The organism is Marinoscillum furvescens DSM 4134 (genome assembly GCF_003386095.1).
Taxonomy (GTDB): domain Bacteria; phylum Bacteroidota; class Bacteroidia; order Cytophagales; family Cyclobacteriaceae; genus Marinoscillum; species Marinoscillum furvescens.
This window is the reverse complement of the sequence record NZ_QREG01000023.1, coordinates 27,010-50,568: the sequence shown is the minus strand read 5'-3', so window position 1 is coordinate 50,568 and position 23,559 is coordinate 27,010. Positions and strand designations below refer to the sequence as shown.

The 23,559-nt window shown below is 43.6% G+C and carries 22 protein-coding genes and 2 tRNA genes; 12 read left to right on the top strand and 12 right to left on the bottom strand.

All coding sequences use genetic code 11. The annotated features are described in order from the left end of the window. Nucleotides 1-10: 10 nt before the first annotated feature. A complete protein-coding gene (locus C7460_RS19340) occupies nt 11-574 on the bottom strand; it encodes a hypothetical protein (RefSeq protein WP_147303028.1) in 564 nt (187 codons plus the stop codon). Continuing rightward, on the bottom strand, nt 567-1,802 hold the full coding sequence (locus C7460_RS19335; RefSeq protein WP_115869783.1) for an ABC transporter permease: 1,236 nt from the start codon (nt 1,800-1,802) through the stop codon (nt 567-569). The genes C7460_RS19340 and C7460_RS19335 overlap by 8 nt, the downstream gene beginning before the upstream one ends. A gap of 80 nt (nt 1,803-1,882) precedes the next feature. Here C7460_RS19335 and C7460_RS19330 point away from each other — a divergent pair, with 80 nt between their 5' ends. Beyond that, nucleotides 1,883-3,139: an asparagine synthetase B gene (locus C7460_RS19330; RefSeq protein WP_115869782.1), complete on the top strand. Its 1,257-nt coding sequence runs from the start codon at nt 1,883-1,885 to the stop codon at nt 3,137-3,139. 109 nt (nt 3,140-3,248) lie between these two features. Here the strand turns inward: C7460_RS19330 and miaE are convergent, their stop codons facing one another. From miaE to lpxK, 3 genes are read right to left on the bottom strand one after another with little or no spacing between them, the layout of a single operon-like run. After that, nucleotides 3,249-3,848, bottom strand: a complete 600-nt coding sequence (miaE, locus tag C7460_RS19325; RefSeq protein ID WP_115869781.1) for a tRNA-(ms[2]io[6]A)-hydroxylase — start codon at nt 3,846-3,848, stop codon at nt 3,249-3,251. 5 nt (nt 3,849-3,853) lie between these two features. Next, nucleotides 3,854-5,719, bottom strand: a complete 1,866-nt coding sequence (locus C7460_RS19320; protein WP_115869780.1) for a putative porin — start codon at nt 5,717-5,719, stop codon at nt 3,854-3,856. Between the two features lie 15 nt (nt 5,720-5,734). Continuing rightward, nucleotides 5,735-6,775, bottom strand: a complete 1,041-nt coding sequence (lpxK, locus tag C7460_RS19315; protein ID WP_115869779.1) for a tetraacyldisaccharide 4'-kinase — start codon at nt 6,773-6,775, stop codon at nt 5,735-5,737. A 10-nt stretch (nt 6,776-6,785) separates the two neighbouring features. On the opposite strand from lpxK, the gene C7460_RS19310 reads away from it, so the two are divergent. Together C7460_RS19310 and C7460_RS19305 are read left to right on the top strand one after the other, a co-directional pair. Next, nucleotides 6,786-7,880 (top strand): Nif3-like dinuclear metal center hexameric protein, encoded by a 1,095-nt coding sequence (locus C7460_RS19310; RefSeq protein ID WP_115869778.1) that lies wholly within the window; start codon nt 6,786-6,788, stop codon nt 7,878-7,880. Nucleotides 7,881-7,886: 6 nt separating this feature from the next. Then, entirely contained in the window at nt 7,887-8,666 is a 780-nt protein-coding gene (locus tag C7460_RS19305; protein WP_115869777.1) for a zinc ribbon domain-containing protein, read from the top strand. Nucleotides 8,667-8,717: 51 nt separating this feature from the next. Here C7460_RS19305 and C7460_RS19300 read toward each other — a convergent pair whose 3' ends face one another. The 3 genes from C7460_RS19300 to C7460_RS19290 are packed head-to-tail and all read right to left on the bottom strand — an operon-like array spanning nt 8,718 to nt 10,980. Then, nucleotides 8,718-9,266 carry a lysophospholipid acyltransferase family protein gene (locus tag C7460_RS19300; RefSeq protein ID WP_115869776.1) on the bottom strand — a complete coding sequence of 183 codons (549 nt, stop codon included), beginning with the start codon at nt 9,264-9,266 and terminating at the stop codon, nt 8,718-8,720. Then, nucleotides 9,247-10,029, bottom strand: a complete 783-nt coding sequence (locus C7460_RS19295; protein ID WP_115869775.1) for a patatin-like phospholipase family protein — start codon at nt 10,027-10,029, stop codon at nt 9,247-9,249. Before C7460_RS19295 ends, C7460_RS19300 begins: the two co-directional genes overlap by 20 nt. 6 nt (nt 10,030-10,035) lie before the next feature. Further along, on the bottom strand, nt 10,036-10,980 hold the full coding sequence (locus C7460_RS19290; protein ID WP_115869774.1) for an acetyl-CoA carboxylase carboxyltransferase subunit alpha: 945 nt from the start codon (nt 10,978-10,980) through the stop codon (nt 10,036-10,038). A gap of 186 nt (nt 10,981-11,166) precedes the next feature. Between C7460_RS19290 and C7460_RS19285 the strand changes: the two genes are divergently transcribed. From C7460_RS19285 to C7460_RS19275, 3 genes are all read left to right on the top strand, one after another. Then, a tRNA-Asp gene (locus C7460_RS19285) sits at nt 11,167-11,240 on the top strand. A 93-nt stretch (nt 11,241-11,333) separates the two neighbouring features. Then, nucleotides 11,334-11,407 (top strand) — tRNA-Asp (locus tag C7460_RS19280). A 1,329-nt stretch (nt 11,408-12,736) separates the two neighbouring features. Further along, complete coding sequence (locus C7460_RS19275) at nt 12,737-13,192, top strand: SRPBCC family protein (RefSeq protein ID WP_115869773.1); 456 nt, start codon at nt 12,737-12,739, stop codon at nt 13,190-13,192. Here C7460_RS19275 and C7460_RS19270 read toward each other — a convergent pair. The 3 genes from C7460_RS19270 to C7460_RS19260 all read right to left on the bottom strand — a co-directional run bounded on the left by C7460_RS19270 (nt 13,189) and on the right by C7460_RS19260 (nt 16,317). Next, entirely contained in the window at nt 13,189-13,779 is a 591-nt protein-coding gene (locus C7460_RS19270) for an HD domain-containing protein (RefSeq protein ID WP_115869772.1), read from the bottom strand. The genes C7460_RS19275 and C7460_RS19270 overlap by 4 nt on opposite strands. A 246-nt stretch (nt 13,780-14,025) precedes the next feature. Further along, nucleotides 14,026-15,321 carry an L-fucose:H+ symporter permease gene (fucP, locus tag C7460_RS19265; RefSeq protein ID WP_115869771.1) on the bottom strand — a complete coding sequence of 432 codons (1,296 nt, stop codon included), beginning with the start codon at nt 15,319-15,321 and terminating at the stop codon, nt 14,026-14,028. 111 nt (nt 15,322-15,432) lie between these two features. Beyond that, complete coding sequence (locus tag C7460_RS19260; RefSeq protein WP_170148107.1) at nt 15,433-16,317, bottom strand: SMP-30/gluconolactonase/LRE family protein; 885 nt, start codon at nt 16,315-16,317, stop codon at nt 15,433-15,435. A 171-nt stretch (nt 16,318-16,488) separates the two neighbouring features. On the opposite strand from C7460_RS19260, the gene C7460_RS19255 reads away from it, so the two are divergent. The 6 genes from C7460_RS19255 (at nt 16,489) to C7460_RS19230 (ending at nt 22,010) form a co-directional block, all read left to right on the top strand. Next, a complete protein-coding gene (locus tag C7460_RS19255; RefSeq protein ID WP_221409586.1) occupies nt 16,489-17,808 on the top strand; it encodes a toxin-antitoxin system YwqK family antitoxin in 1,320 nt (439 codons plus the stop codon). A 60-nt stretch (nt 17,809-17,868) separates the two neighbouring features. Then, a complete protein-coding gene (locus tag C7460_RS19250; RefSeq protein WP_115869768.1) occupies nt 17,869-18,813 on the top strand; it encodes a phosphoribosylaminoimidazolesuccinocarboxamide synthase in 945 nt (314 codons plus the stop codon). Beyond that, on the top strand, nt 18,810-19,190 hold the full coding sequence (locus C7460_RS19245) for an STAS domain-containing protein (protein ID WP_115869767.1): 381 nt from the start codon (nt 18,810-18,812) through the stop codon (nt 19,188-19,190). The genes C7460_RS19250 and C7460_RS19245 overlap by 4 nt, the downstream gene beginning before the upstream one ends. A gap of 9 nt (nt 19,191-19,199) precedes the next feature. Further along, a complete protein-coding gene (locus tag C7460_RS19240; protein ID WP_115869766.1) occupies nt 19,200-20,117 on the top strand; it encodes a ribonuclease Z in 918 nt (305 codons plus the stop codon). Nucleotides 20,118-20,122: 5 nt separating this feature from the next. Continuing rightward, a complete protein-coding gene (locus C7460_RS19235; protein WP_245986483.1) occupies nt 20,123-20,917 on the top strand; it encodes a queuosine precursor transporter in 795 nt (264 codons plus the stop codon). 73 nt (nt 20,918-20,990) lie between these two features. After that, on the top strand, nt 20,991-22,010 hold the full coding sequence (locus C7460_RS19230) for a helix-turn-helix domain-containing protein (protein WP_115869764.1): 1,020 nt from the start codon (nt 20,991-20,993) through the stop codon (nt 22,008-22,010). 305 nt (nt 22,011-22,315) lie between these two features. Here the strand turns inward: C7460_RS19230 and C7460_RS19225 are convergent, their stop codons facing one another. After that, on the bottom strand, nt 22,316-23,551 hold the full coding sequence (locus C7460_RS19225) for a carbohydrate porin (RefSeq protein ID WP_115869763.1): 1,236 nt from the start codon (nt 23,549-23,551) through the stop codon (nt 22,316-22,318). Nucleotides 23,552-23,559: the final 8 nt, after the last annotated feature.

Below are 23,559 nucleotides of genomic sequence, written 5' to 3'. Positions count from 1 at the left end.
ACGATTAAGATTACATAGACCAACTGTCCAATTTTTTATCAAAAGTCCATTGGTCATCTTTTTGGATGAATCGGCAAGTATAGCCACCACCATCGGCAATGGCAAGTGGATCTAACCTGCTGGTTTGCCATTGGCTTTCTATAGCTACTACTGCATTCTGTTCGGTGAGCTCTACTACTCCTAAAATCAGATACATGAAAGCTCCTGCCCGATCGGCGATTTCTTGAAGCTCTCTTTTACTTTTCACACAAAAGACGACCTCACCTACACTGGAGGGCAGCTCGGAAGTAGTCACTCGAGTCATTTCTGGTGAGTCACTCGTTGGGGACGTTTGATACATCAAGTCTAGAACGTAAACCCGATTCGGATCAGCTAAAGACTCGTAGCCAGGCAAGTCTTTTTCTTCCAATAGTGCATGGTGTAGTACTGCCTTGAAGAGTTGACTTTTATCTGAGTTGGAAGATTCGAACTCTTCTTTAGCGCAGGTAAAAAACTTCTGATCTGTATATATTTTTGGTGTACATGCCGTCCACAACATGAGCATTGTAACCGTAAGAAGTAGTAATTTATTCAAAACGAAGTGAGTCGATAGGGTCTAGCTTAGAAGCCTTGTAGGCTGGCAGATATCCGGAAATCAATCCTACAATCATGCCAACAACTACACCGAAAATGATCCATACCCAAGGGATCACAAACCCTCCATCACTAATCAAGCCTGAGGTGAGATTGCCAATGGCTATACCCAAGACAATGCCGCCCAATCCACCCATCTGGCAGATTACCAATGCTTCAATAAGAAACTGCTGCCTGATTTTTAGAGGAGTAGCTCCAAGTGCTTTTCGCACTCCTATTTCTCGTGTGCGCTCGGTCACTGATACGAGCATTATATTCATCAAACCTATAGAGGCTCCCAGTAACGTAATAAACCCGATAGTAAAACCACCAATTCGCAAATAGCCTGTAATTTCTCCCAGCCTTTCCGCTAAGGATTGGTTTACTTTTACTTCAAACGAACTTTCAGATTTCACCGGATCCCTTCGAATGGCTCGCATCAAACCCGTGGCGAGTCCTGTAGCAGCATCCATTTTTTCAGGGTCGTTTACAGCTACAGTAACTTCATAGTTGAGCCGTCTGCCCGCAGCCAGTTTCCTCGCTGTAAGCGTAGGCACCAGGCACATCCTATCGATACTGTCATCACCACCGGACCCTCCCTGTGTGCCCAGCATGCCAATGACTTTAAACTTGCCACCCAAAAACTTAATTTCTTTGCCTATCGGATTTTCATCATTGGCAAACAAGGACTTTTTCACTTCTGAACCAATGATTACCACCATTGCTCCATTAGTTACTTCAGCCTGAGAAAAAGACCTGCCCTCCGATATATCATACCCATCTACTACCAGGTAGTCATAGTCTCCACCCTGGACTCTTATGTTTGGGTTGGATTTTTGTGAAGCATAGGTAACTTCAGCAGTCCATGTCACAGCTGCATTGATGCTGACTTGGCCAGCTGTAAATTTTTCCTTAAACCTCAATAAGTTGTCATAAGTCAGTGGAGGAAAGACTTTGGCGGTTTTCCCATCTCTGGAGCCGCGGTTGGCTCTTTTGCTTTCTATATCAAAAGTATTGGCACCCAAATTGGAAAAGCTGTCGTTGATCGACGACTGGATACCCTCTATGGCAGTAAGAATACCTACAAGTGAAGTAATACCTATAGCTATTATCGCAGCTGTAAGGATTGTTCGGAGTTTATTGGCTTTAATGGAATTTATCCCTTCCTTGACGTTTTCTATAATGTCCATGACTTACCTTTATGGCAATGGAAAGATAATCAGAACTAGTCGTTTTGAGAGATCGTTAGTACAAGAAAAATTGATGCGTGATGAGGAATTGGATAGTATTGATCTTGCTGGCGGGTGCGCTACAGGCTAAAGCCGCATATATTTTGATCCCAATGGATGGAAGCCAAACCAACCACCTAAAGGCATATGGAATCACCTACTGGATGCTTACTCAGGAAGTGCCTGTGGATTGGTTGCTCAATTATCAAGGGGGCAGCTTTATGGTAAAACACCTCCAACGCATTGAAAATGAGTGCGTAATCAGAAACGTTTCCTACAAGGTCATCAGTGATGCTCAGGCCAATAGCATTATCCAGCAGATTGGAAGCCCTGCATCAAATATGGATGTGATGAAATTGGAAAAATATCCGAAAATTGCGGTCTACTCGCCCAAAAGCAAGCAGCCCTGGGATGATGCTGTCACACTGGTGCTTACCTATGCGGAAATCCCCTATGACGTGATTTTCGACGATGAAATCATGTACAATGAACTTCCAAAATATGACTGGCTGCATTTGCATCACGAAGATTTCACAGGACAGTATGGTAAGTTTTATAAGACCTATCAGCACTTTCCCTGGTACCAGCAGCAGCAGCGGGAATACGAAGAATCTGCACGTAAGCATGGTTTTTCGAAAGTTTCACACCTGAAATTGGCCGTGGTTAAGAAAATCAAAGCGTATGTAGCCAGTGGAGGATTTTTGTTTGCCATGTGCTCTGCCACAGACACCTACGACATTGCTCTTTCGGCCGAAGGTCTGGATATAGTAGAATCCATGTACGATGGAGATCCTGCGGACCCCAATGCCCAAAACAAATTGGATTTTTCTGAGACCATGGCTTTTGAAAACTTTTTGATAGAACGTGACCCCTATCAGTACGAATACTCAAACATCGATATGCAAGCAAGAGAAAGAGGTTTGCGCCAAGAAAATGATTTCTTTTCGTTGTTCGAATTTTCTGCGAAATGGGACCCCATCCCTACTATGCTTACCCAAAATCATGAACGCATCATTAAAGGTTTTATGGGGCAAACCACGGCCTTCAGAAAATCACTGATTAAATCAGACGTGGTAATCATGGGCGAAAACCGCTCGGTAGGCGAAGCCCGGTACATACATGGGGTTATGGGTAAAGGGTTTTGGACGTTTTATGGCGGGCATGATCCTGAGGATTACCAGCACTTCGTCAATGAGCAACCCACTGACCTAAACCTCCATCCCAACTCTCCCGGATACAGGCTCATTCTTAACAACATCCTGTTTCCTGCAGCCAAAAAGAAGAAACAAAAGACCTGATTACTGTGTAGTTGATGCGTTTTGCTAGTCTGGGCAGTCTTCCTGAAGGATGTGGGTTACTTGCTTTAGGCTATCGATTTGATTTAAAGGCTAGTCATAGTGAGTGACTTCAGTGCATGCGATCACCTCTTACTTCCAAAGACTGCATGATTTTAGCTTCCTCACTCAGAAATTCCTGCCAGCGATTTACCACATAGTCCTCTGGCATATAAGTCTTGGCCAGGTCTATAAAATTATTATAATGACCCGCCTCCGACACCATAAGTTCATAGTAAAAGCGTGACAATTCTTCATCACCAATGTTTTTCCACAAGAGTTTAAACCGCTCAGCAGAACGTGCTTCTATCAACGCATTCATGAGGAGCTTTTCAACAAGCTGTTGCTCGCGGCTACCACCCTTTTTCAGTATTTGACTGAGTGCGGCTACATATTCGTCTTTGCGCATTTTACCGAGCTTATAGCCACGCTTCTTAATCTGCTCAATCACTCGTTCAAAATGGGCCCATTCTTCCGCTACCACTGGAGTGAGCATTTCCACGATCTCTTCTTTGTCGGGATACTGCACGATCAACGAAATGCAGGAAGAGGCTGCCTTCTGCTCGCAGTAGGCATGATCTACGAGGATATCCTCGATGTTCATTTCAGCGATATTCACCCAGCGAGGATCGGTAGGGAGGTTAAGTCCTAGTACTGTTTTTTGCGTATCCATGTATTCTAGTCGTAAAAGAGCCAGCGCACACCAAAATCCAGAGTTCGGCTTTGCCCTGGGTAATATGGGGTGATAAAATACCCCGTGAATCCGGTTTGATTAAAGTTGGTCCATCTCACAAATGCCCGTACGTTGTTGACCTGCATACTCCAAAAGATGTCAGCGGTGTAGAAGTTTTCGATGCGAAACTCATCCTGCAGATAAAACTGCTGGATTTCTGGAGCATATGCAGGAGCAAAGTATTGGCTTTTTGCATGGAGGTTTACCCCTACTTCCACGCCCATCGTGTTGTTAAACCAAAACCCTCTCCAAAAAAGCCTTCCATTATAAAACCACTCTGGCACAGGCATGTACTGTGCACCGTTGCCACTTACTTTGGTGAAATAGGCTTCATTTTCAAGGTGTATCGATTCATTATATTCTTTATTGGTAATCAACTTGAGGTTGAAATCACCACCGATTGATGCCATTATGGCCACCTCATCACTTTGGCGTACGGTGCGATTTTCGTCATAGTATATAAATTTATCTCGAGACAAAAGTCGTCCTTTTGGTCTGATGGTCAGCCATTTGAGATCTAGCTGTATACCACCAGTAATCTCATTGGTAAATGCTGAAGCAAACGAATTGTCCCAGTCCTGATGATTGCCAAAGTATCTATCACTGAACACTGAAGGTTTCAGGCGCAAGGATTTATAGGAGCCAAAAATCAAATCGGAGTTGAGGTTTCCTATTAGCTTATACTCACCCGACTGCATCAGTTCGGCCTGCGCTTCCACATTAAACTTGTCTCGCCAGTTGAACCGGGTGTAGCCTCCCAAAAACATTTCGCTGAATTTGTCTGTGGGATCTTCATAGATCGCATCCATATTCAAATCCCGACGTTTTAGGTAAAGCCGGTAAAATAGATTGGCCAGGTCTCCTTTTACTCCTGCTTCATTACTTACTTCACTCCACTTAATTTGTCTGTAGGTACTGTCTACCCCCAGCAAAAATTGATCATAATAATCAGTATAGGTATTGTAAGTGCCGCCCCCATCTCTAAAATCCTGATAGCCCGACTCCTGATTTTTGATATCAAGCTGATGATAAAACTGAAGCTGTTTGGTCCAGTTGTACTGATGGTATAGGTGGAAATGAAAGCGGTCTTCAAAAGATCGTGCTTCGCTGAGTTGAATATCCGAATCCTGATATTCAAATAAATCTACACTGGATGCATTTGAAATATCATCTACATATATACCTCCTGTTTCTTCAATGTTAAAACCCATGTTGGCTACATGTACCATTGCTTCATAGGGCTTTTCCGGATGCTGATAGTAGGTGTATAAGTCTATTACAGTCCCTACAACATTTCGGTCTTGCTGTCCACTTTTACCTATTTGTTTGTCAGAAGTGATGCGATAGATGTCAAATCCAAAATTCCAGTTTTCATTTACATTTCTACTAAATGAATAATCCACAACTGACCTTCCTTTTCCACCAAACACCACCATGAGGTCCATAAATGGAGACTTGCTGTTATAGTATTTGAAGCTTTCCGGAGACACCATATAATAGTCGTAGGCCGAAAGCCCACTTGTGCGTCCGATCTCGTCTGCTACAGGATAGAAAATAGGGAACATCGCAGTTCCTACATTGCCAAGGTCTTGATATTTAAAATCCGCCTGATCCAATGGAGTAAATTTTTCCAACTCGTAAAGAGTGGTGTCAGGATGTCTTTCGGATTCAATATTGTTTTTTAAATCTGACTCTAGAATGATCCTAGTGGTATTGGCATTGTACACCAGCTTGGTAGAATCATCTGTGATCTGAGCAAACAATGCTACCGTGCTCATGGCAGCTATAATACATGTCAGGATTCTTTTCACGTGGCAAAAGTATAATCAATTCGGGTCATCCACATAGTTTTTTAACTTAGACTCCATTGTAGAAAGAAATAACGCTTCATCCTTTATAAATTTCATTTCGATAGGGATATAAAAACAGGAGAAACGCTGCAGTGCATCAAAATGTCTAAGTTTTACCATATCCTTTTCTGTGGTAACGAGGCTGGTGTCATCGTCGAGCTCTTGAATAATGTCTTTGACGTCCTGATTTTTATAGCGATAGTGATCGCGGTAATGGTGAGTGAGTTTTACTCCAAAGTGTTTTTGTAGATGCCTTTCAAATGAGCCCGAATGCGCTAACCCTGAAATCCCCACTACATTTCGCTTTAGTGGAATGTCGTTTTCAAACATGGGTTTTGGTTGGTGATAAACAGTGGTCATAAAAAAGACCTCTGCATCACTGTATGATCGGATTTGCTCACGGTATTTGACCTGTTCAGCCCCAGAAATATTCTCCGGACATTTGGTGACAATAATGATATCTGCTCGTCGAGCACCACTTCTGGCTTCTCGCAACCTACCCGCTGGCAAAAGAAAGTCCGTCATAAAAGGATGCTGATAAGTAGTGAGCATGATGCTAGCAGATGGCAGCAAGCGCCTGTGTTGAAACGCATCGTCTAGCAGGACCACATGAGTGTCAGGCTCATGTAAGTACAATTCGGACAACGCTAAGTCACGCTCTTCCCCTACCGCTACTGGCACTACGCCTTTGTAGCGGGTGTAGTACATAAATGGCTCGTCACCTATACTATCGGCATTATCCTCAGTGCTTGCAAGCCTAAAGCCTCTAGTATTGCGCCCATATCCACGACTAAGCGTTGCCACTTTCCAGTCTTTCGCATGAAAATAATCGATGAGATAGTTGAGCATAGGGGTTTTACCCGTGCCTCCTATGGATAGATTTCCTATCGACACTACATTTGTATCAAATTTTGTGCTTTGCCGAATGCCCCGATCATACAAACGGTTACGGAGCCTCGTGATCACATCGAAAAGCAAAGCAAAAGGAAATAGAATTATTTGCCACCAATACATCATATTTGAATCTATGCAAATCAAAGATATAACCAATTACCTGGAAGGACTTGTGCCTCTGGAATATCAGGAGTCTTATGACAACTGTGGGCTTTTAGTTGGTAATCCAAATTCAGAAGTTAAAGGAATAAGCCTTACCCTGGACGTTACAGAAGAGGTAATCGCAGAAGCTATTCAAAATGGTGACAACTTAATCATCGCCCATCACCCGCTTATTTTCAAAGGGTTGAAAAGCCTCACGGGCAATCACTGGGTAGAACGATGCATTATCAAAGCTATCCAAAATGGCATAGCGATTTATGCTATCCACACAAATCTGGACAACTATCACCTGGGCGTCAATCGTAGGATTGCAGAACGCCTCGGCCTAAAGCAGGTACGCACTTTGAGCCCCAAATCAGGCCTACTGACTAAGCTAACCACCTTTGTACCTAAAGATAACACTCAGGAAGTGTTGGATGCACTCTATGCTGCTGGTGCTGGAAGTATAGGCGATTACGACCACTGTAGTTTTCGTGTAGCCGGCACTGGTACTTTTAGACCTGGAGCACACACCAATCCACATATCGGTGCTCAGCATGTAGATGAAACCGTAACTGAAGACCGGGTGGAGGTCATTTTTCCTAACCACTTGTCGGGCAAAATACTGGCATCTTTACGACAGGCACATCCTTATGAGGAAGTAGCATACTACCTCACGTCGCTCTCGAACAAGCACCAGGATGTTGGGTCTGGAATGATCGGTGTACTTGAAAATCCTATGGACACTGCTGCGTTTTTGGCATGGTTAAAGGAAAAAATGCAGACCAAATGCATTCGTCACACAGCCATTACCCGTAACAAGGTATCAAAAGTGGCTCTCTGCGGTGGAGCAGGAAGCTTCCTGCTTAGTAGCGCTATTCGTCAGGGTGCAGATGTATTTATCACAGGGGATTTTAAGTACCACGAGTTTTTTGAAGCCGATGGACAGACCATCATTGCGGATATTGGACACTACGAAAGTGAGCAATTCACAAAGGATTTGCTTTATGATATATTAAGCGAAAAATTCACTAATATTGCACTCCGTTTATCGGACGTACAAACGAATCCTATCAATTATTTGTAATACTGCATGGAAAATACTGTAGCGAAAAAGCTCGAAAACCTCGTAAAATTACAATCCATCGATTCAGAACGTGACGAATTAATCAAAGTAAGAGGTGCTTTGCCTGATGAGGTAATGGACCTTGAAGATGAGATTGCTGGTTACCAGACGAGGATTGAGAAGCAAAAGCAGGAATTGGCCGACTTGGAAGACAATATCTCAAGCAACCGTACTGCTATAAAAGACGCTGAGAAGCTCATCAAAAAATATGAAGAGCAGCAAATGAATGTTCGCAATAACCGCGAATATGATGCGATCAGCAAAGAAATTGAGCTACAGCAGCTGGAAATTCAGATTCTTGAAAAAAGAATCAAGGAGTCTTTTGTGAAGATTGATGCAAAGAAGGAGGAGATCGCCGAAACTGAAGGCATTCTTACTGAAAGAGGCAAAGATCTTGATTCGAAAAAGGCTGAATTGGAAACCATCACTCAGGAGTCTGAAGCTGATGAACAAAAGCTGTTAAAAGATCGTGAAAAAGCTGCTAAGCAAGTAGAAGATCGCTTATTGAAGTCTTACGACAAAGTAAGAAACAATATGCGAAACGGACTTGCTGTGGTACCTGTAAAAAGAGGTGCTTGTGGTGGCTGTTTCAACGTGGTGCCTCCACAAATGCAAGCTGAGATCAGAGAAAAGAAAAAGATCATCGTATGCGAGCACTGTGGACGTATTCTCGCAGACGTAGAAGATGAAATTGTGGAAGAAGTGAAGCCAAAGCGCCGAACAAAACGAACCACAAAGAAGAAATAACAAAAAGCCCCGTTGATCGGGGCTTTTTTATTTGCAAGGCATCCGCTCCGATTACCTCACTCCTTTTTCCGGATGCTTTCCTTTCACGGTACGAAAGTAAGCTTTGATTTCTTCTAGTTCCTTTTCCAAATCCCCTGTAGGAATAAAAGGCTTTCGGTATTCCACTGTTCGCTTTTCATAGTCAAACCCTACAAGTACTATTGGCACCCTGGCTTTGTCAGCTATTCTATAAAACCCGGTTTTCCAATTCGGGTTATAAGATCTGGTACCCTCTGGGGTTATAGTGATCACAAACTCTTCATGTTTATGAAACAGCTCCACTACCTGGTCCACCATATTCATTTTACGTGATCGGTCTACAGGATGCCCTCCAACCTTCCGTAAAAACCAACCTACAAGTGGAATTTTGAACAAGGAGTCCTTTGCCAGGAAGTCACTCTTCAGCCCTGAAATACTCCTGGCTGCCACACCCACAAAAAAATCCCAATTGCTAGTGTGTGGGGCTACTATGAGCACATACTTTTTTAAGTGCACAGGTCTTTGCCCTACTACCCTCCAGCCCGTAAGCCTAAAACATACACTAAAGAACGCTTTTTTCATGGAGTCCGATCTTTTCTAACGCACCTGAAGCTATCTCTTTTTGGGCATACTCATATCCAAAATCAAAAATTTCCTGAGCCTTCTTAAAATCAAACACCTTATATCTACTCACTCCTGGCGGCTCTAAAAACAAATCATAGTTTTTTTTCTTACTGTGCACATACTGTGTCACCGTAAGCATCATGGAGCGTTCCATCAGGTCTCTCCAGTTACCCGGACGATACCCCTTATCTATAGGGTTGCAATGTAAAGCGATGATTTTATCGCACTCCTTTTTGATTGGCTTATATGGAAGGTTATCCAGTATACCACCATCTACAAGTGTGCGTTTTCCGATACGAACAGGGTCAAAAACCACTGGAATACAACAAGAAGCTAACACTGGGCGTATGAGCTGTCCTCGCTTGTAAACCTTTACCTTGCCTTTGGAAATATCTGTGGTCGTTACCCGAAGAGGGATTTTGAGAGATGCAAAAGAATCTTCCGGGAAGTATTTACTCAACTCCCCAGAAGCTCTTTCTATGTTTAGCAGGCTTCTGCTGTTAAAAGAAGGCCTGAAAGCTCTGTAAAAATTGGTTTTTTCAATAATCTGGCAAATTTCTCTAGGTGAGTGACCAGCACAGTATAAGGCTCCTGCAAGAGCTCCGGCGCTCGATCCGGACACCACACTAAAACGTACTCCAGATTCTAGAAGTGCCTCCATAATACCAAGATGAGCGATTCCTCTGGCACCACCTCCCGAAAGCACTAAACCAATTTTCATTGTCAATTATTTATAAGCTCCCATATCAGAGAATTTATCTATTCTCTGTTGTATACGCTTATCTTCTGAAAGTTTCTTCAAGGCTTTGATGTGTTTTAGCACATCGCTTTTCAGCTGAGAAGCAGCCGCTTTCATATCTGAATGCGCACCTCCAAGCGGCTCATTGATAATACCATCAATCAGTTTGTGCTCCAGCATATCCTTTGCGGTAAGCTTGAGTGCTTCAGCAGCCTGTTCTTTATAATCCCAGCTTCTCCACAGTATCGACGAGCACGACTCAGGCGATATCACCGAATACCAGGTATTTTCCATCATTAAAACTTTGTCTGCGATGGCAATCCCCAATGCTCCACCAGAAGCTCCTTCTCCAATGATCACACTCACCACTGGTACTTTGAGCATCATCATTTCTTTGAGATTTCGAGCGATGGCTTCTCCCTGTCCGCGTTCTTCCGCTTCTAACCCTGGATAAGCACCCGGAGTGTCCACCAGCGTAATGATGGGTTTGTTAAACTTCTCAGCCAACTTCATGAGGCGCAAAGCTTTTCGGTACCCTTCAGGGTTGGCCATACCAAAATTACGTTCTTGACGCTGCTTGGTATTTCTCCCCTTTTGTTGTCCAATGATCATTACCGACTCACCATCTATGGTAGCAAAACCTCCCACCATGGCTTTATCGTCTTTTACAGTACGATCACCGTGTAACTCTACAAAATCATCAGAGATCTCATAGATATAGTCCAGGGTGTACGGGCGCTCAGGATGACGGGACAGCTGCACTCGCTGCCACCTCGTAAGATTGGTAAAGGTATCTTTCTTAAGGGTTGTAATCTTTGTCTCCAGCTTTTTGATGGCATCTGTTACGTCTACATCACTCTGCTGGGCTAGCTGTTTCATATCTGCCAGCTTGCTTTCTAATTCTACTATTGGCTTTTCGAACTCTAAGTGCATGCTTTGATTTTTTACTGGGACAAATGTAGAAAGAAATCCCCTTTTCGACAGTTTTAACGATATCGAAAATGTGGATAAAAATAATTGAATTGGCCTATTGGATTTAATCAAATAAGCACATAGTTTTGCATCGCAATTGAGGGAAACACGCACACAAACGAGTGTAAGCGTCCCAAAAAGATCAAAGGTGTGGTAGTTCAGTTGGTTAGAATGCCTGCCTGTCACGCAGGAGGTCGCGGGTTCGAGTCCCGTCCATACCGCAAAAGGAGCTTTCATCATTGAGGCTCCTTTTTTTACCTACTCACGATTCAATTCATTTCGTGTTAGGCTTTGATCAAAATGATAATTGCACTGGTGTGGTAGTTCAGTTGGTTAGAATGCCTGCCTGTCACGCAGGAGGTCGCGGGTTCGAGTCCCGTCCATACCGCAAAGAAGGAGTTCTCAGATGAGGCTCCTTTTTTTGTGTCTATTCCACCCTATTCCACTAATAGCAATATCATTTCGTTATTAAACTCCAACAAACCTCTTATCAACTCAATAGGTCTGTCACGCAGGAAGTCGCGGACGGTGCGCCGCTGCGATTCGAGTCCCGTCCATACCGCAAGGAAGGTATTCTCAGGTGAGGCTCCTTTTTTTGTATCAGACCCATCCCATTCCACTGGTAGCAATCATTCTTTAACTCCAACAAACACCTCATCAACTCAATAGGCCTGATACGCAGGAGGTCGCGGACGGTGCGCCGCTGCGATTCGAGTCCCGTCCATACCGCAAGGAAGGAGTTCTCAGATGAGACTCCTTTTTTTGTGTCTAATCCACCCTATTCCACTAGTAGCAAGCATTTGATTCTTAACCCGCAACAAACATCTCAAAAACTCAACAGGCCTGATACGCAGGAAGTCGCGGACGGTGCGCCGCTGCGATTCGAGTCCTGTCCATACCGCAATAAAGGAGTTTTCAGATGAGGCTCCTTTTTTTGTGTCTAATCCACCCTATTCCACTAGTAGCAAGCATTTCATTCCTAAACTCCAACAAACAGCTCATCAACTCAATAGGCCTTTTACGCAGGAAGTCGCGGACGGTGCGCCGCTGCGATTCGAGTCCCGTCCATACCGCAAAGAAGGAGTTCTCAGATGAGGCTCCTTTTTTTGTATCAGACCCATCCTATTGCACTAGTAGCAAGCATTTCATTCTTAAACTCCAACAAACATCTCAAAAACTCAACAGGCCTGATACGCAGGAAGTCGCGGACGGTGCGCCGCTGCGATTCGAGTCCCGTCCATACCGCAAGGAAGGAGTTCTCAGATGAGGCTCCTTTTTTTGTGTCTAATCCACCCTATTCCACTAGTAGCAAGCATTTCATTCTTAAACTCCAACAAACATCTCAAAAACTCAATAGGCCTGTTACCCAGGAAGTCGCGGACGGTGCGCCGCTGCGATTCGAGTCCCGTCCATACCGCAATAAAGGAGTTTTCAGATGAGCCTCCTTTTTTTGTGTCTAATCCACCCTATTCCACTAGTAGCAAGCATTTCATTCTTAAACTCCAACAAACATCTCAAAAACTCAACAGGCCTGATACGCAAGAAGTCGCGGACGGTGCGCCGCTGCGATTCGAGTCCTGTCCATACCGCAATAAAGGAGTTCTTAAAAATGGGGCTTCAACCTGAACACCTAAATTTCGCCACCTGTTTACTCAGTATCCATTTTCTTCAAAACCTACAAATCCATTAGCTTTACTCTAAACACATTAACCTAAAAATGAAATATAACCTGGAAATCACTATCGACTTACCTAGAGACAAGGTCATCGAAAAGTTTGACAACCCTGACAACATGAAGTATTGGCAAAAGGGATTTATCTCGTTCGAGCATCTGGATGGCGAGCCCGGAACTCGTGGTGCCACCTCAAGGCTCAAATACAAATGGGGTAAACGTGAGATGGAAATGATTGAAACGATCACTGAGCGCAGCTTGCCGGATGCTTTTCATGGCACCTATGATACCAAAGGTGCTTTCAATATACAGCGCAACTATTTTTACGATCAAGGAAATCAGACGAGGTGGGTCAGTGAAACAGAGTTTGAATTTAGTGGTTTAATGAAGTTTATGGCCTTTTTCATGGGAAAAAAGGCATTTAAGAAGCAAAGCTTGCAGTTTATGGAAGACTTCAAATCTTTTGCCGAAGGCAACCCAAGATACGCAGCGGATTCTTAAGCTTTCAGCAATCCGTCAGCTACACACTTATCCAATAGCTGTTGCGTATAAGCCCATAAAGTATCCGAACCTCTACTGATACCTTGAATTTTATTAAGAACCTTTTCTTTTGGCACATCAAATTCCTGCCAGGTTCCCCCTCCATTGGAGGCATTTTGCATCACGGGTTCTAGTCGGTCCAGGGCTTTAGCAAAGCGGGCATCTGCCGACTCCCCTGCCTCGAACTCCTGCCAGATCTTGATGAACTCATCTCGCTGATCCTCAGGAAGGATCCCAAAAATGCGATTGGCGGCCACTAGTTCCTCTTCTGTATTGTTATGATCCTTGGTGGTGTCATACAAGAAGGTATCCCCAGCGTCTATTTCAACTATGTCATGAATGAGCAGCATCTTGATCACTCGCAAAAGCGAAACGGGAGCGATGGCATGCTCTTCAAGCACTACAGCCATCATCGCCAAATGCCAGCTGTGCTCCGCATCGTTTTCATGACGGTCACTGCCAAATAGCCTGGACTTACGAAAAATGTATTTGAGTTTATCAATTTCTCGAATGAATTCGAGTTGCTGTAATAAACGCGTATTGGGCATGTTTTTTTTTGTGCAAAAAGAGGATTTTAATCTGACTATATCAAGTGGTAAAAGATAGAACTTAGTTCTAAGTGTAAATTCTCTTCATTGTTTGCAACACGCAGCTCAGTTGAGACCTGAAATGGACAGCAGACAAGGCTCCGCAATGCCGGGAGATAAAAAAAGTTGCTTTGCAGGTAGATAGGTCTACGATACAAAGCAACTCTTAAGATTAATTAGTTATCAGAAAATTAAGGAGAACAATACCTATTTACGCTGTGTAATTGATCCGTATAATGCGATACCTACAAAACAGAGTAAAGGTAGAATAAATGAAAAGTTGACTTCCGCCATTCCTAATATTGTAATATCACTTACTCCTGCTCCTCCCAGATCAATCAACATCCCTTGAAACTTGGGCATCAGAGCACCACCTACAATAGCCATTACCAACCCTGCAGCACCGATTTTGGACTCTTCCTCGCTAAGACCTTCGAGAGCAATACCATAGATTGTAGGAAACATTACTGACATAAAAAAGGATATAGCCACCAGTGCATACAAGCCAGAAACGCCCGAAAGCACCATGGTAAGCACTGTACAGATGCCTCCAGCTATTGCAAAAAGTAAAAGCAGCTTTCCAGAGTTGATCAGGCGCAGCATATAAGTACCCACTGCCCTTCCTACTAAAAACAATAAGAATGCAGCAAACTGATAATTGGCTGCAATATCGCTACTGATACCAATGGCCTCAGCGTATTGGTAGATATATGTCCAGCACATGATCTGAGCGCCTACATACAACACTTGCGCCAACACTCCTAAGTTGTACTTCCTTCTGCTTAAAAGCGCTCCGATTGTATTGCTTAAAGAAGGCATGCCATTTTTGTCTTTAGCCTGAGGCATTTTATTGATCAGGATGAGCACAAATATGCCCAGCACCACAAGGCCCAACATCACGTAAGGATCACGGATCACCATTAAATCACTGGTTCTTATCAGCGCTTTTTTAGCTTCAGCCAGAGAAGCATAGTCTTCTATATTATCGGATTGTAGCTTCTTCAACACGAATTGTTGGGCTACTAATAGTCCCAAAATCAATCCCAGCGGATTGAAAGCCTGAGCAAGGTTTAACCTACGAGTGGCAGTTTCAGGCGATCCCATTGCCAGTATGTAGGGATTGGCTGTAGTTTCTAAAAAAGCCAAACCAAACGTAAGAATGTATAGGCCCAAACAGAAAAACCAAAATTGCTCTGAAGTAGCTGCCGGATAAAACAACAGCGCACCACCAGCATATAGCGCCAGACCTATTAGCACCCCCGTTTTATAAGAAAACTTTCTTACAAACAATGCCGCAGGTAATGCCATACAAAAATAGCCTCCATAAAAAGCCATTTGCACCCATGCAGCCTGAGAGTTGGATAGTTCGAGCACTTTCTTAAATGCCTGAACCATAGGATCCGTAACTGCATTGGCAAATCCCCAAAGGGCAAATAGTGAAGTGATCAGAATAAAAGGTAAAAGCACACTACGTCCTACCACAGGATCAGATGTTGACTTCATATAGTTTAGTTTAGGAAAAAAATATTAACAGACTAAAAATCCGTTTAAAGCTACGCGAAGCATTTTAAATAAAATTAAAAACGAAAAGATTTCGACGTTCACACGTGTGCTTTAGTGCTTAGCCAGGGTACAGGGCATTCCACCTACATTGAGATGGGCCACAAACAAGCTTCCGCTTTGCGGATATTTCATCAGCTCTTCTTTACTTAAGCCTGTTCGCGCTGTAGTAATTAAGAGTGTTTTGCCATCGGCTCCACCAAAAGCACAAGACGTCACTCTCGGAGCGGGCACTTGAATTTCGTGTAGCACTTTGCCAGACTCAGGATCCCAGCACCTTACCGCATACCCATCCCAATGCGCTACCCAAAGCATGCCTTCATTATCCACAGCCATCCCGTCTGGAAAACCCATGCTTTCCGGTACATGAATCACATTGGATGCTTCTTCCAAACTACCAGACACGGCATCAAAACCATAAGCAGTGATGGTGCGCCTTGGTGAGTCTATGTGATAAAAAGTTCGATGATCCGGTGACCATCCCAGTCCATTAGATACACCTAGCTGACTTAGGTGAGACCTGAGTTTTTGATGTTCCCAGGTGTACAAATTTCCATAGCGCGTACTTTCGTCTACATTCATAGTACCTCCCCATACCCTACCCGTCGGGTCAGTTTTGCCATCGTTAAATCTGTTGCCGTTTGCTTCATGATTGATATTGGCCAGATAAGAAGTTTTCCCCGTGGACATACTAAATACTGCCAATCCATCCTCCAACCCACAAACAAACTGTTCCTCGCTGGCTGGCAGCGCGAAACCTAATTTTTTATCAAAAGCAAAACTACTTAGGTGATTTCCAGCAGCATCAGCCTTATGAAGTTTGCCCTGATAGATATCCACCCAGTACCAGCAGCTCTCCACAGGATGCCAAAGCGGACCCTCCCCAAGTTCCATTTCTGCAGTTATAAAAACCTGACTTTCCAATTGATTAGCTTCCATAATTACAAAGGTGTAAATTAGAGCAGTCTTAGCCATAGGATATGCCATGTTCTTCAGGAAATCATTTCTGATTACACGATGTTAACTACCTGTATTGCTTCTAAATACCCGAACTTTACAATTCATCTTTTCTATTTGCGTTACATGCTCAGCATTCTCTTTTTTTGTGATATGAAAGTCAGCCTTTGTTCACTATTTATTCTCATGTCCATTTTGGCGCAAAGCCAAACCCCCATAACCACGTATTATGAAAACCTGGATGGGCAGGTAAAAGAAACCTATCAGGTATTAGACAATGATTCTAGTCGGGTGCATGGACCTTATAAAAAGTTTAGTCCTTCTGGCGAAGTGCTGGTAAAAGGGCATTTTGAAGATGGGAAAAAGCAAGGCACTTTTACTAATTATTACGAAAATGGAACGGTGCAGCGTGTCACCACTTATGTAAACAACCTGAAGGAAGGGCTGACCAAAGTATATGCTCCGGACGGCACTGTGATGCAGGAGGCCATGTTTCAGCAAGATACGCTTGTAGGCGAGCTCAAAGTATACAATGAAAATGGACAGCTCCGTGGCTCCACACAGTTTGTAAACGGCAAGCCTGATGGACTGGTAACCGAATACTACCCGAACGGCAACCTAAAGCAAGAAGTGGAATACGCTGATGGCAAACCAAACGGCACCACCAAAAAATATTATGAATCAGGAATAGTGATGCTGGAAGCCGAGTATGTAGGAGGTCTGCTCGACGGGGAATACCGCACCTACTACCCTTCTGGCAATCTGGAAATGGAAGTGCTGAATGAGCGTGGGAAACGCTCAGGATTTGTGAAATACTTTCATGAAAATGGTCAACTCAAGTCAGAAGGAAAATACAAAGAAGGCGCACTGCAAGGTGATTATATAGCCTATTTCGACAATGGAGACCTACATAAAAAGTTTAGCTATAAAAACGGGTATCGAGTGGGCAAAAACCTGGAGTACCACGCGAATGGTAAAGTGAAGGTTGAAGGGGTGTATTCCAACAAAGGCATGGATGCGCGTATCACCGAATACAGCGAAAAAGGCAAAATAGTAGCCAGCAAACAACTCCTCAATGAACTCCCGCATGGCACCTGGAAATTTTATGATGATAAAAACAGGCTATCAAAGGTCCAAACGTGGCAGAACGGGAAATTGCATGGGGTGACTGAAATTTACCAGAAGGGCACCATCGTAGAGCGCACTACATTTGCTTATGGACGCAAGCAGGGTGAGGCTACCACCTACTACCCCAATGGAAAGCTAAAAACGAAAGAAACCTGGAAGCTCGACCGGCTGCAAGGCCCTTTTGTAAAGTATCACAAAAACGGCGCAAAAGAATATGAAGGCAACTACCTGCGAAACAAACGCACAGGTGAGTGGTACTACTACGATCGAAAGGAAACGATGATCCTCAAAGAAAACTATGAGTCTGGCAGGGTAATTAGCTCCGAAAAGTTGACCGCTGGTTAAACAGAGTATTGTAATTTAGAGGTCAATTTTATTCCATTCAGATCACTATCTTTGCGCCCTATGTCCAAAGGCATCAAATACACAGATTTCGAATTCCCTAAGCAGACCGACAAATATGTTGGTAAAGTACGTGACGTTTATTCATTTGGCGATAAGCTTCTGATGATCGCATCAGACCGGATATCGGCTTTTGATGTAGTCTTACCAGAGCCTATTCCCTTTAAAGGTCAGGTACTAAACCAAATAGCAGCTACCATGCTGCAAAAAACGAAAGACATTGTGCCGAACTGGGTTTTGACAGTTCCTGATCCTAATGTAACTATCGGTATCAAATGCGAGGCCTTTCCTGTGGAAATGGTCATCCGTGGTTACCTTACCGGTCACGCCTGGCGTGAATACCGCGACGGGAAACGAAGCCTGTGCGGTGTACCTCTACCCGATGGGCTCAAAGAGCATGACAAGCTACCTTCCCCTATCATAACACCTACTACCAAAGCTCATGAGGGGCATGATGAGGACATTTCACGAGAAGAAATCTTAGCCCAGGGGTTGGTGAGTGAGTCAGACTATGTGCAACTTGAAGAATACACCGTAAAACTCTTCGAGCGAGGCACTCAGCTAGCAGCCGAACAGGGGTTGATTTTGGTGGATACCAAATATGAATTTGGAAAACATAATGGCGAAATATTGCTTATAGATGAAGTGCATACGCCAGATTCGTCGAGATATTTTTATGCCGAAGGTTATGAAAAACGTCAGGCAAGCGGTGAAGGGCAAAAGCAACTTTCAAAAGAATTTGTTCGGCAATGGCTGATCAGCAATGGTTTTCAGGGAAAAGAAGGGCAACAAATCCCCGAAATGACGGAAGAGTTTGTAAATTCTGTTTCGGAGCGATACATTGAACTTTTTGAGAAAATAACTGGAATGGTTTTTATAAAAGACACCACCGAAAACATTTTAGACCGTATAAAGAAGAACGTAGAAAAGACGATAGATAGATTATGAAGTTTTCAATAGACAGACAAGACCAATATACCATTCTTACTATAGATGAAGAAAAGCTGGATAGCACGATTGCTCCAGAGGTAAAATCAGAATTTGTCACGCTCCAGGCCGAAGGTGTGGAAAATGTAGTAGTGAACATGTCCGTGGTAAAATATTCTGACTCTTCGGGGTTGAGCGCATTGCTGGTGGGCAACAGACTTTTTAAAGAGAGCGGATCATTCATCATGTGTGGTGTAAACGAGCATGTAATGAAGCTCATCAAAATTTCTATGCTGGATAAGGTGATGGACATCCTCCCTACTCAGGAAGAAGCTGTAGAAGCTGTAATGTTCAATGAAATCGAAAAAGGTCTTCGAGAAGAAGGCGGCGAGGAATAACACCTGATTTTGGCAATAGAGCTTCAAATATTAGGTTCCAATTCAGCAGCCTTCGCCCACAATCGTCACCATACCTCGCAGCTACTGCGTGTGCAGGACAAGTATTTCCTAATCGACTGTGGGGAAGGCACTCAGCTGCTCATCAAAAAGCACAAGATCAAACTGTCGCGAATCAATGAAATATTGATTTCGCACCTACACGGAGATCATTACTACGGCCTAATGGGGCTAATCTCCACATTACATCTGTATGGACGTAAGGCAGATCTTTGTATCTACGGACCACCAGGTCTCGCAGAGATTATCACCTTGCAGCTGCGCTACTCTATGACCAGACTGTCTTATGACATTAAGTTTAAAGAGTGGACCCCCAATGTACCCGAGGTGATTTTTGATAATGACAAATTACGCATTACCACTATACCTCTTGATCACCGCATCCCCTGCTCAGGGTTTCTCTTTGAAGAAAAAGCTAAGAAGCGCGGAATCAATAAAAACGCCATCAAGCGAAAGCTAACGCCTGTAGAAGCAGCCAAGCTTAGAAATGGTGAAGATTTGGTAGATGAAAGTGGAAATGTCGTTTTCAAAAATGAAGAAGTCACTTTCGACCCAAAACCTCCCTATAGCTACGCTTATTGCTCAGACACTCGCCTTATACCTGAATTGGCAGAAACAATAAAGGGCGTGGATCTGGTATATCACGAGTCTACCTTCATGCACGACATGCATGAGCGAGCGGCAAGTACTTATCATACCACAGCCCGCCAAGCGGCAGAACTGGCCGAAAAAGCTGAAGTCAGAAGACTATTACTAGGTCATTTTTCTACACGTTATAAAGACCTATCTCCGCTACTTCGTGAAGCACGATCGGTTTTTTCAGAAACCTACCTGGCTGAAGAAGGTAAAAAATTTGTAATAAATCACTAGGCCAGGTGAAATCTAAGAAACAACAACTCTTCCTAATCCTGGCAGGCATATTTCTGACCAATGCATTGTTGGCTGAAATAATTGGTGTAAAAATCTTTTCAGCAGAGCAAACCCTGGGGCTTGCTCCTGCCAACATCCCACTTTTTGGCGATTTTGTATTGGATTTTAACCTCACAGCAGGTGTAGTCATCTGGCCCGTGGTGTTCGTGACCACTGATGTGATCAATGAGTACTTTGGCAAAAAAGGCGTTAAGACCATTAGCTTTCTGACCATTGGCTGCATTTGTTTTGCCTTTTTGGTCATCTACACTATCACACTATTGCCTCCAGCCCAGTTTTGGTTAGATGTGAATAGTGAAGGCCCGGAAGGGGCCAATTTCAACATAAACTATGCATTCAAAACCATCTTCCAGCAAGGCCTGGGTATCATTATTGGCTCCCTGGTTGCTTTTCTTATTGGCCAATTATTAGACGTTTTCGTTTTTCAAAAGTTAAGAAAAATTACTGGTGCCAGGTTTGTTTGGTTACGGGCTACAGGGTCCACCTTGATTTCACAGTTTATAGACAGCTTCGTGGTTTTAGGTATAGCCTTTTACCTACTCGCTCCTGAAGGCAGCAAATGGTCGATGCCCCAACTTTTATCTGTAGGCACCATAAACTATATCTATAAATTTGGGGTAGCCATACTGCTAACTCCACTCATCTACCTTGCTCACTACCTGATCGACCGTTTTCTGGGCAAAGAACTATCGGAAGAAATGCAGCAAGAGGCTTCAGCTTCGAGCCAGGGATTTTGGTAAATCGATTTGATACAAGCTTTTGCCTGTTGAATGCGCAAAATATTGTATTTTCATTTTTCGAACCTTACCAGCTATGCCTACCGATAGAGAAATACAAGTCCGTTTTTTGGAATGGGTAAAGGCCAATACGCATTCTACACTGGCCGACGAGTTGTGCTTGTTATTAGACATTAGCCGAGACAGTGCCTACAGACGCCTGCGCGGGGACACTTTACTCACCTTCAATGAAATACGGAAAATTGCGCTTCACTACAACCTGTCTCTCGATACGTTTTTCCAAACCTCCAAAAGCACCGTATTATTTCATAAACGCACAATAAACGAAACATTTACCTATGGTGATTTTCTGAAATCTGTAGCCGAAAGCATCAGTCTGGTGGGGGCTGCACCCTCCTATCGCATGGTGTATGTGGCCAAAGACATTCCGCCTTTTCATTACTTTCAATTTCCATTACTGAGCAGGTTTAAATCATATTTTTGGCTCAGAACTATCCTCAAAGATCCCAAGACCCTCCAACAACCATTTGATGAGCGTGCGGTAGCTCCAGAGATAATGGAGACTAGCGAACAAATTTGGAAAACCTACCGAGATGTCCCTTCACTGGAAATCTGGAGTGACGAAACCATGAACATTACCCTGAGGCAAATCGAGTATTATTTTGATACTCAAATAATAAGTAGAGAGCAATTAGAGGCGCTGTTGTCTGAGTTAAAAAACATGCTCGACTTGCTTAGCAAATCTGCAGAGGCCGGCCACAAACTATGTCATAGCGACAAAAAGCACATTGAGTTCGGAAAATTTGAGCTTTACCACAATGAAATAGAAATCGGGGACAATACGGTTTTCTTTTCTCTCGGTAACAAACGGATGGTGATGAAAACCTATAACATGCTGAATGTACTGACTACTACAGACGAAGCTTTCTGTGAAAATATAGAAGCATACATAGATAACATCTTACAAAAATCCAGTTTGCTAAGTCACTCTTCTGAGAAAGCTCGCCTGCAATTTTTCAACAAGATGAAGGACAAAATTGATCAGTTTCAAGTGAGACTCTTACCTCCGCGCCATGTAGGTATTTACGAAAAGTGATCCACACTCTTCGGTATAAAGGCAAGAATAGCAATATGCCCAAAATTGTCTAAATAGGATTTGCGAAAATTGCAACTCAACTTAAATCAGGGTGCAGACTTTCGTTTTTTGCGGCAGAGCAAATGCAGTTAATTCGTAGAGTGATCATTACAAACCCTTTTCTCAACCATATCTAGTATTAATCAAAGTCGATAAATGTGAGACATTGGGAATTAATTGCGAGAATTCAAAAAGACTCAAACATCCAGAACATACCGCCTGCTTTTTACCCCTAACCAACCCGTAGAGCGCAGCCCTATTATTCACTAAATAGAAACCTGTAGCAATAGCCCCACACCAAGGCTATTGCTCAGGCTGCGCCTCATGCCAGGATTAATCACATACTGCACGTCTGGCTGTAAGCTAAACCAGTTGGCCAATGAAACACTATATGTGAATTCTAAAGCGGTTTCAGATCGTAATGGCTCTTGTGGTGACTGCATACCCTCCATGTAAGGATCTCCATTGTATCCTGTGGAAAAACCAAAGCCAAGATAGTCTGTTTTGCCTTTGATCAGATCCGCAAAAACCACGCCTCCTGACAGTGCAGACTGCAGCTGATTGTAGAGGGCATTGGCTACTCCATACCTACCAAAGAGCGCCAGGTAGCGACCCTCTCTTCCAAAGTGAAAATACTTTTGCATACCTGCATAAACACCCCAGTTGCCATGCGAAACATATGGGCTATTCAACTCTGGAAATTTGGCCGTATAGTACCACCCTCCTAGATTGATTTTATCATTGGTAGGTATTTCATGTTCCCGACCTACTTTTTTTCTTCTCGTCACATAGCCTCGCTCTACATGTTCTGGGTTTATCACCACGGTACTACCCGGATAGATACTTGTTTCTGCGGCCAGCAATGCGCCATCTTTTTTTGACAGGTGAATATGATTGGTAGTGGGGTCACCGGCATCACCTGGGACTCCATCAAGAACAGCAAGCCTTACAACCACCTTGTCTCCCATTTGCGCACTCATACGCATGCCCAATGATGATATAGGAAAGATGGACGGACCATTTAAACCTGACTGTGCATACTCAGCACCTATACCAAAAGAGCTGTTGATAAAAATCGTGCCCGGCCGTAGCACATCAAACTCAGAATTGAGATCGTACAACCCTACGAGCACCGAGATGTCATTGTGAAAGAAGTTTTCCTGAACCCATAACTCGAACAAGCGAGTTGAACGGGGTGCTTCGATGTTGCTTGCCACCTGAAAATCGCCCATCAAGCTTGATGCCTGTCCGCCATGGTTGCTCAGTAGATAAGCAAATACGATCAAATCGTTTTCCCACTTAAAGATGCGGTCGATGTTTAAATTAGCTGTAAAATCCAGGTTGTCCATATATACAAACCCTTCTTTTTCACCACCTGAGGCATTTAACCAGGGCAAAGAAGAATATACTGCTCCTAATTTTATAATCTTCCGCTCCTCCTCTTGTGCCACGGCTACTCCTAGTAGCAAAATGGTAATGGCACTCAACAACACTCTTTTCATATAAATTG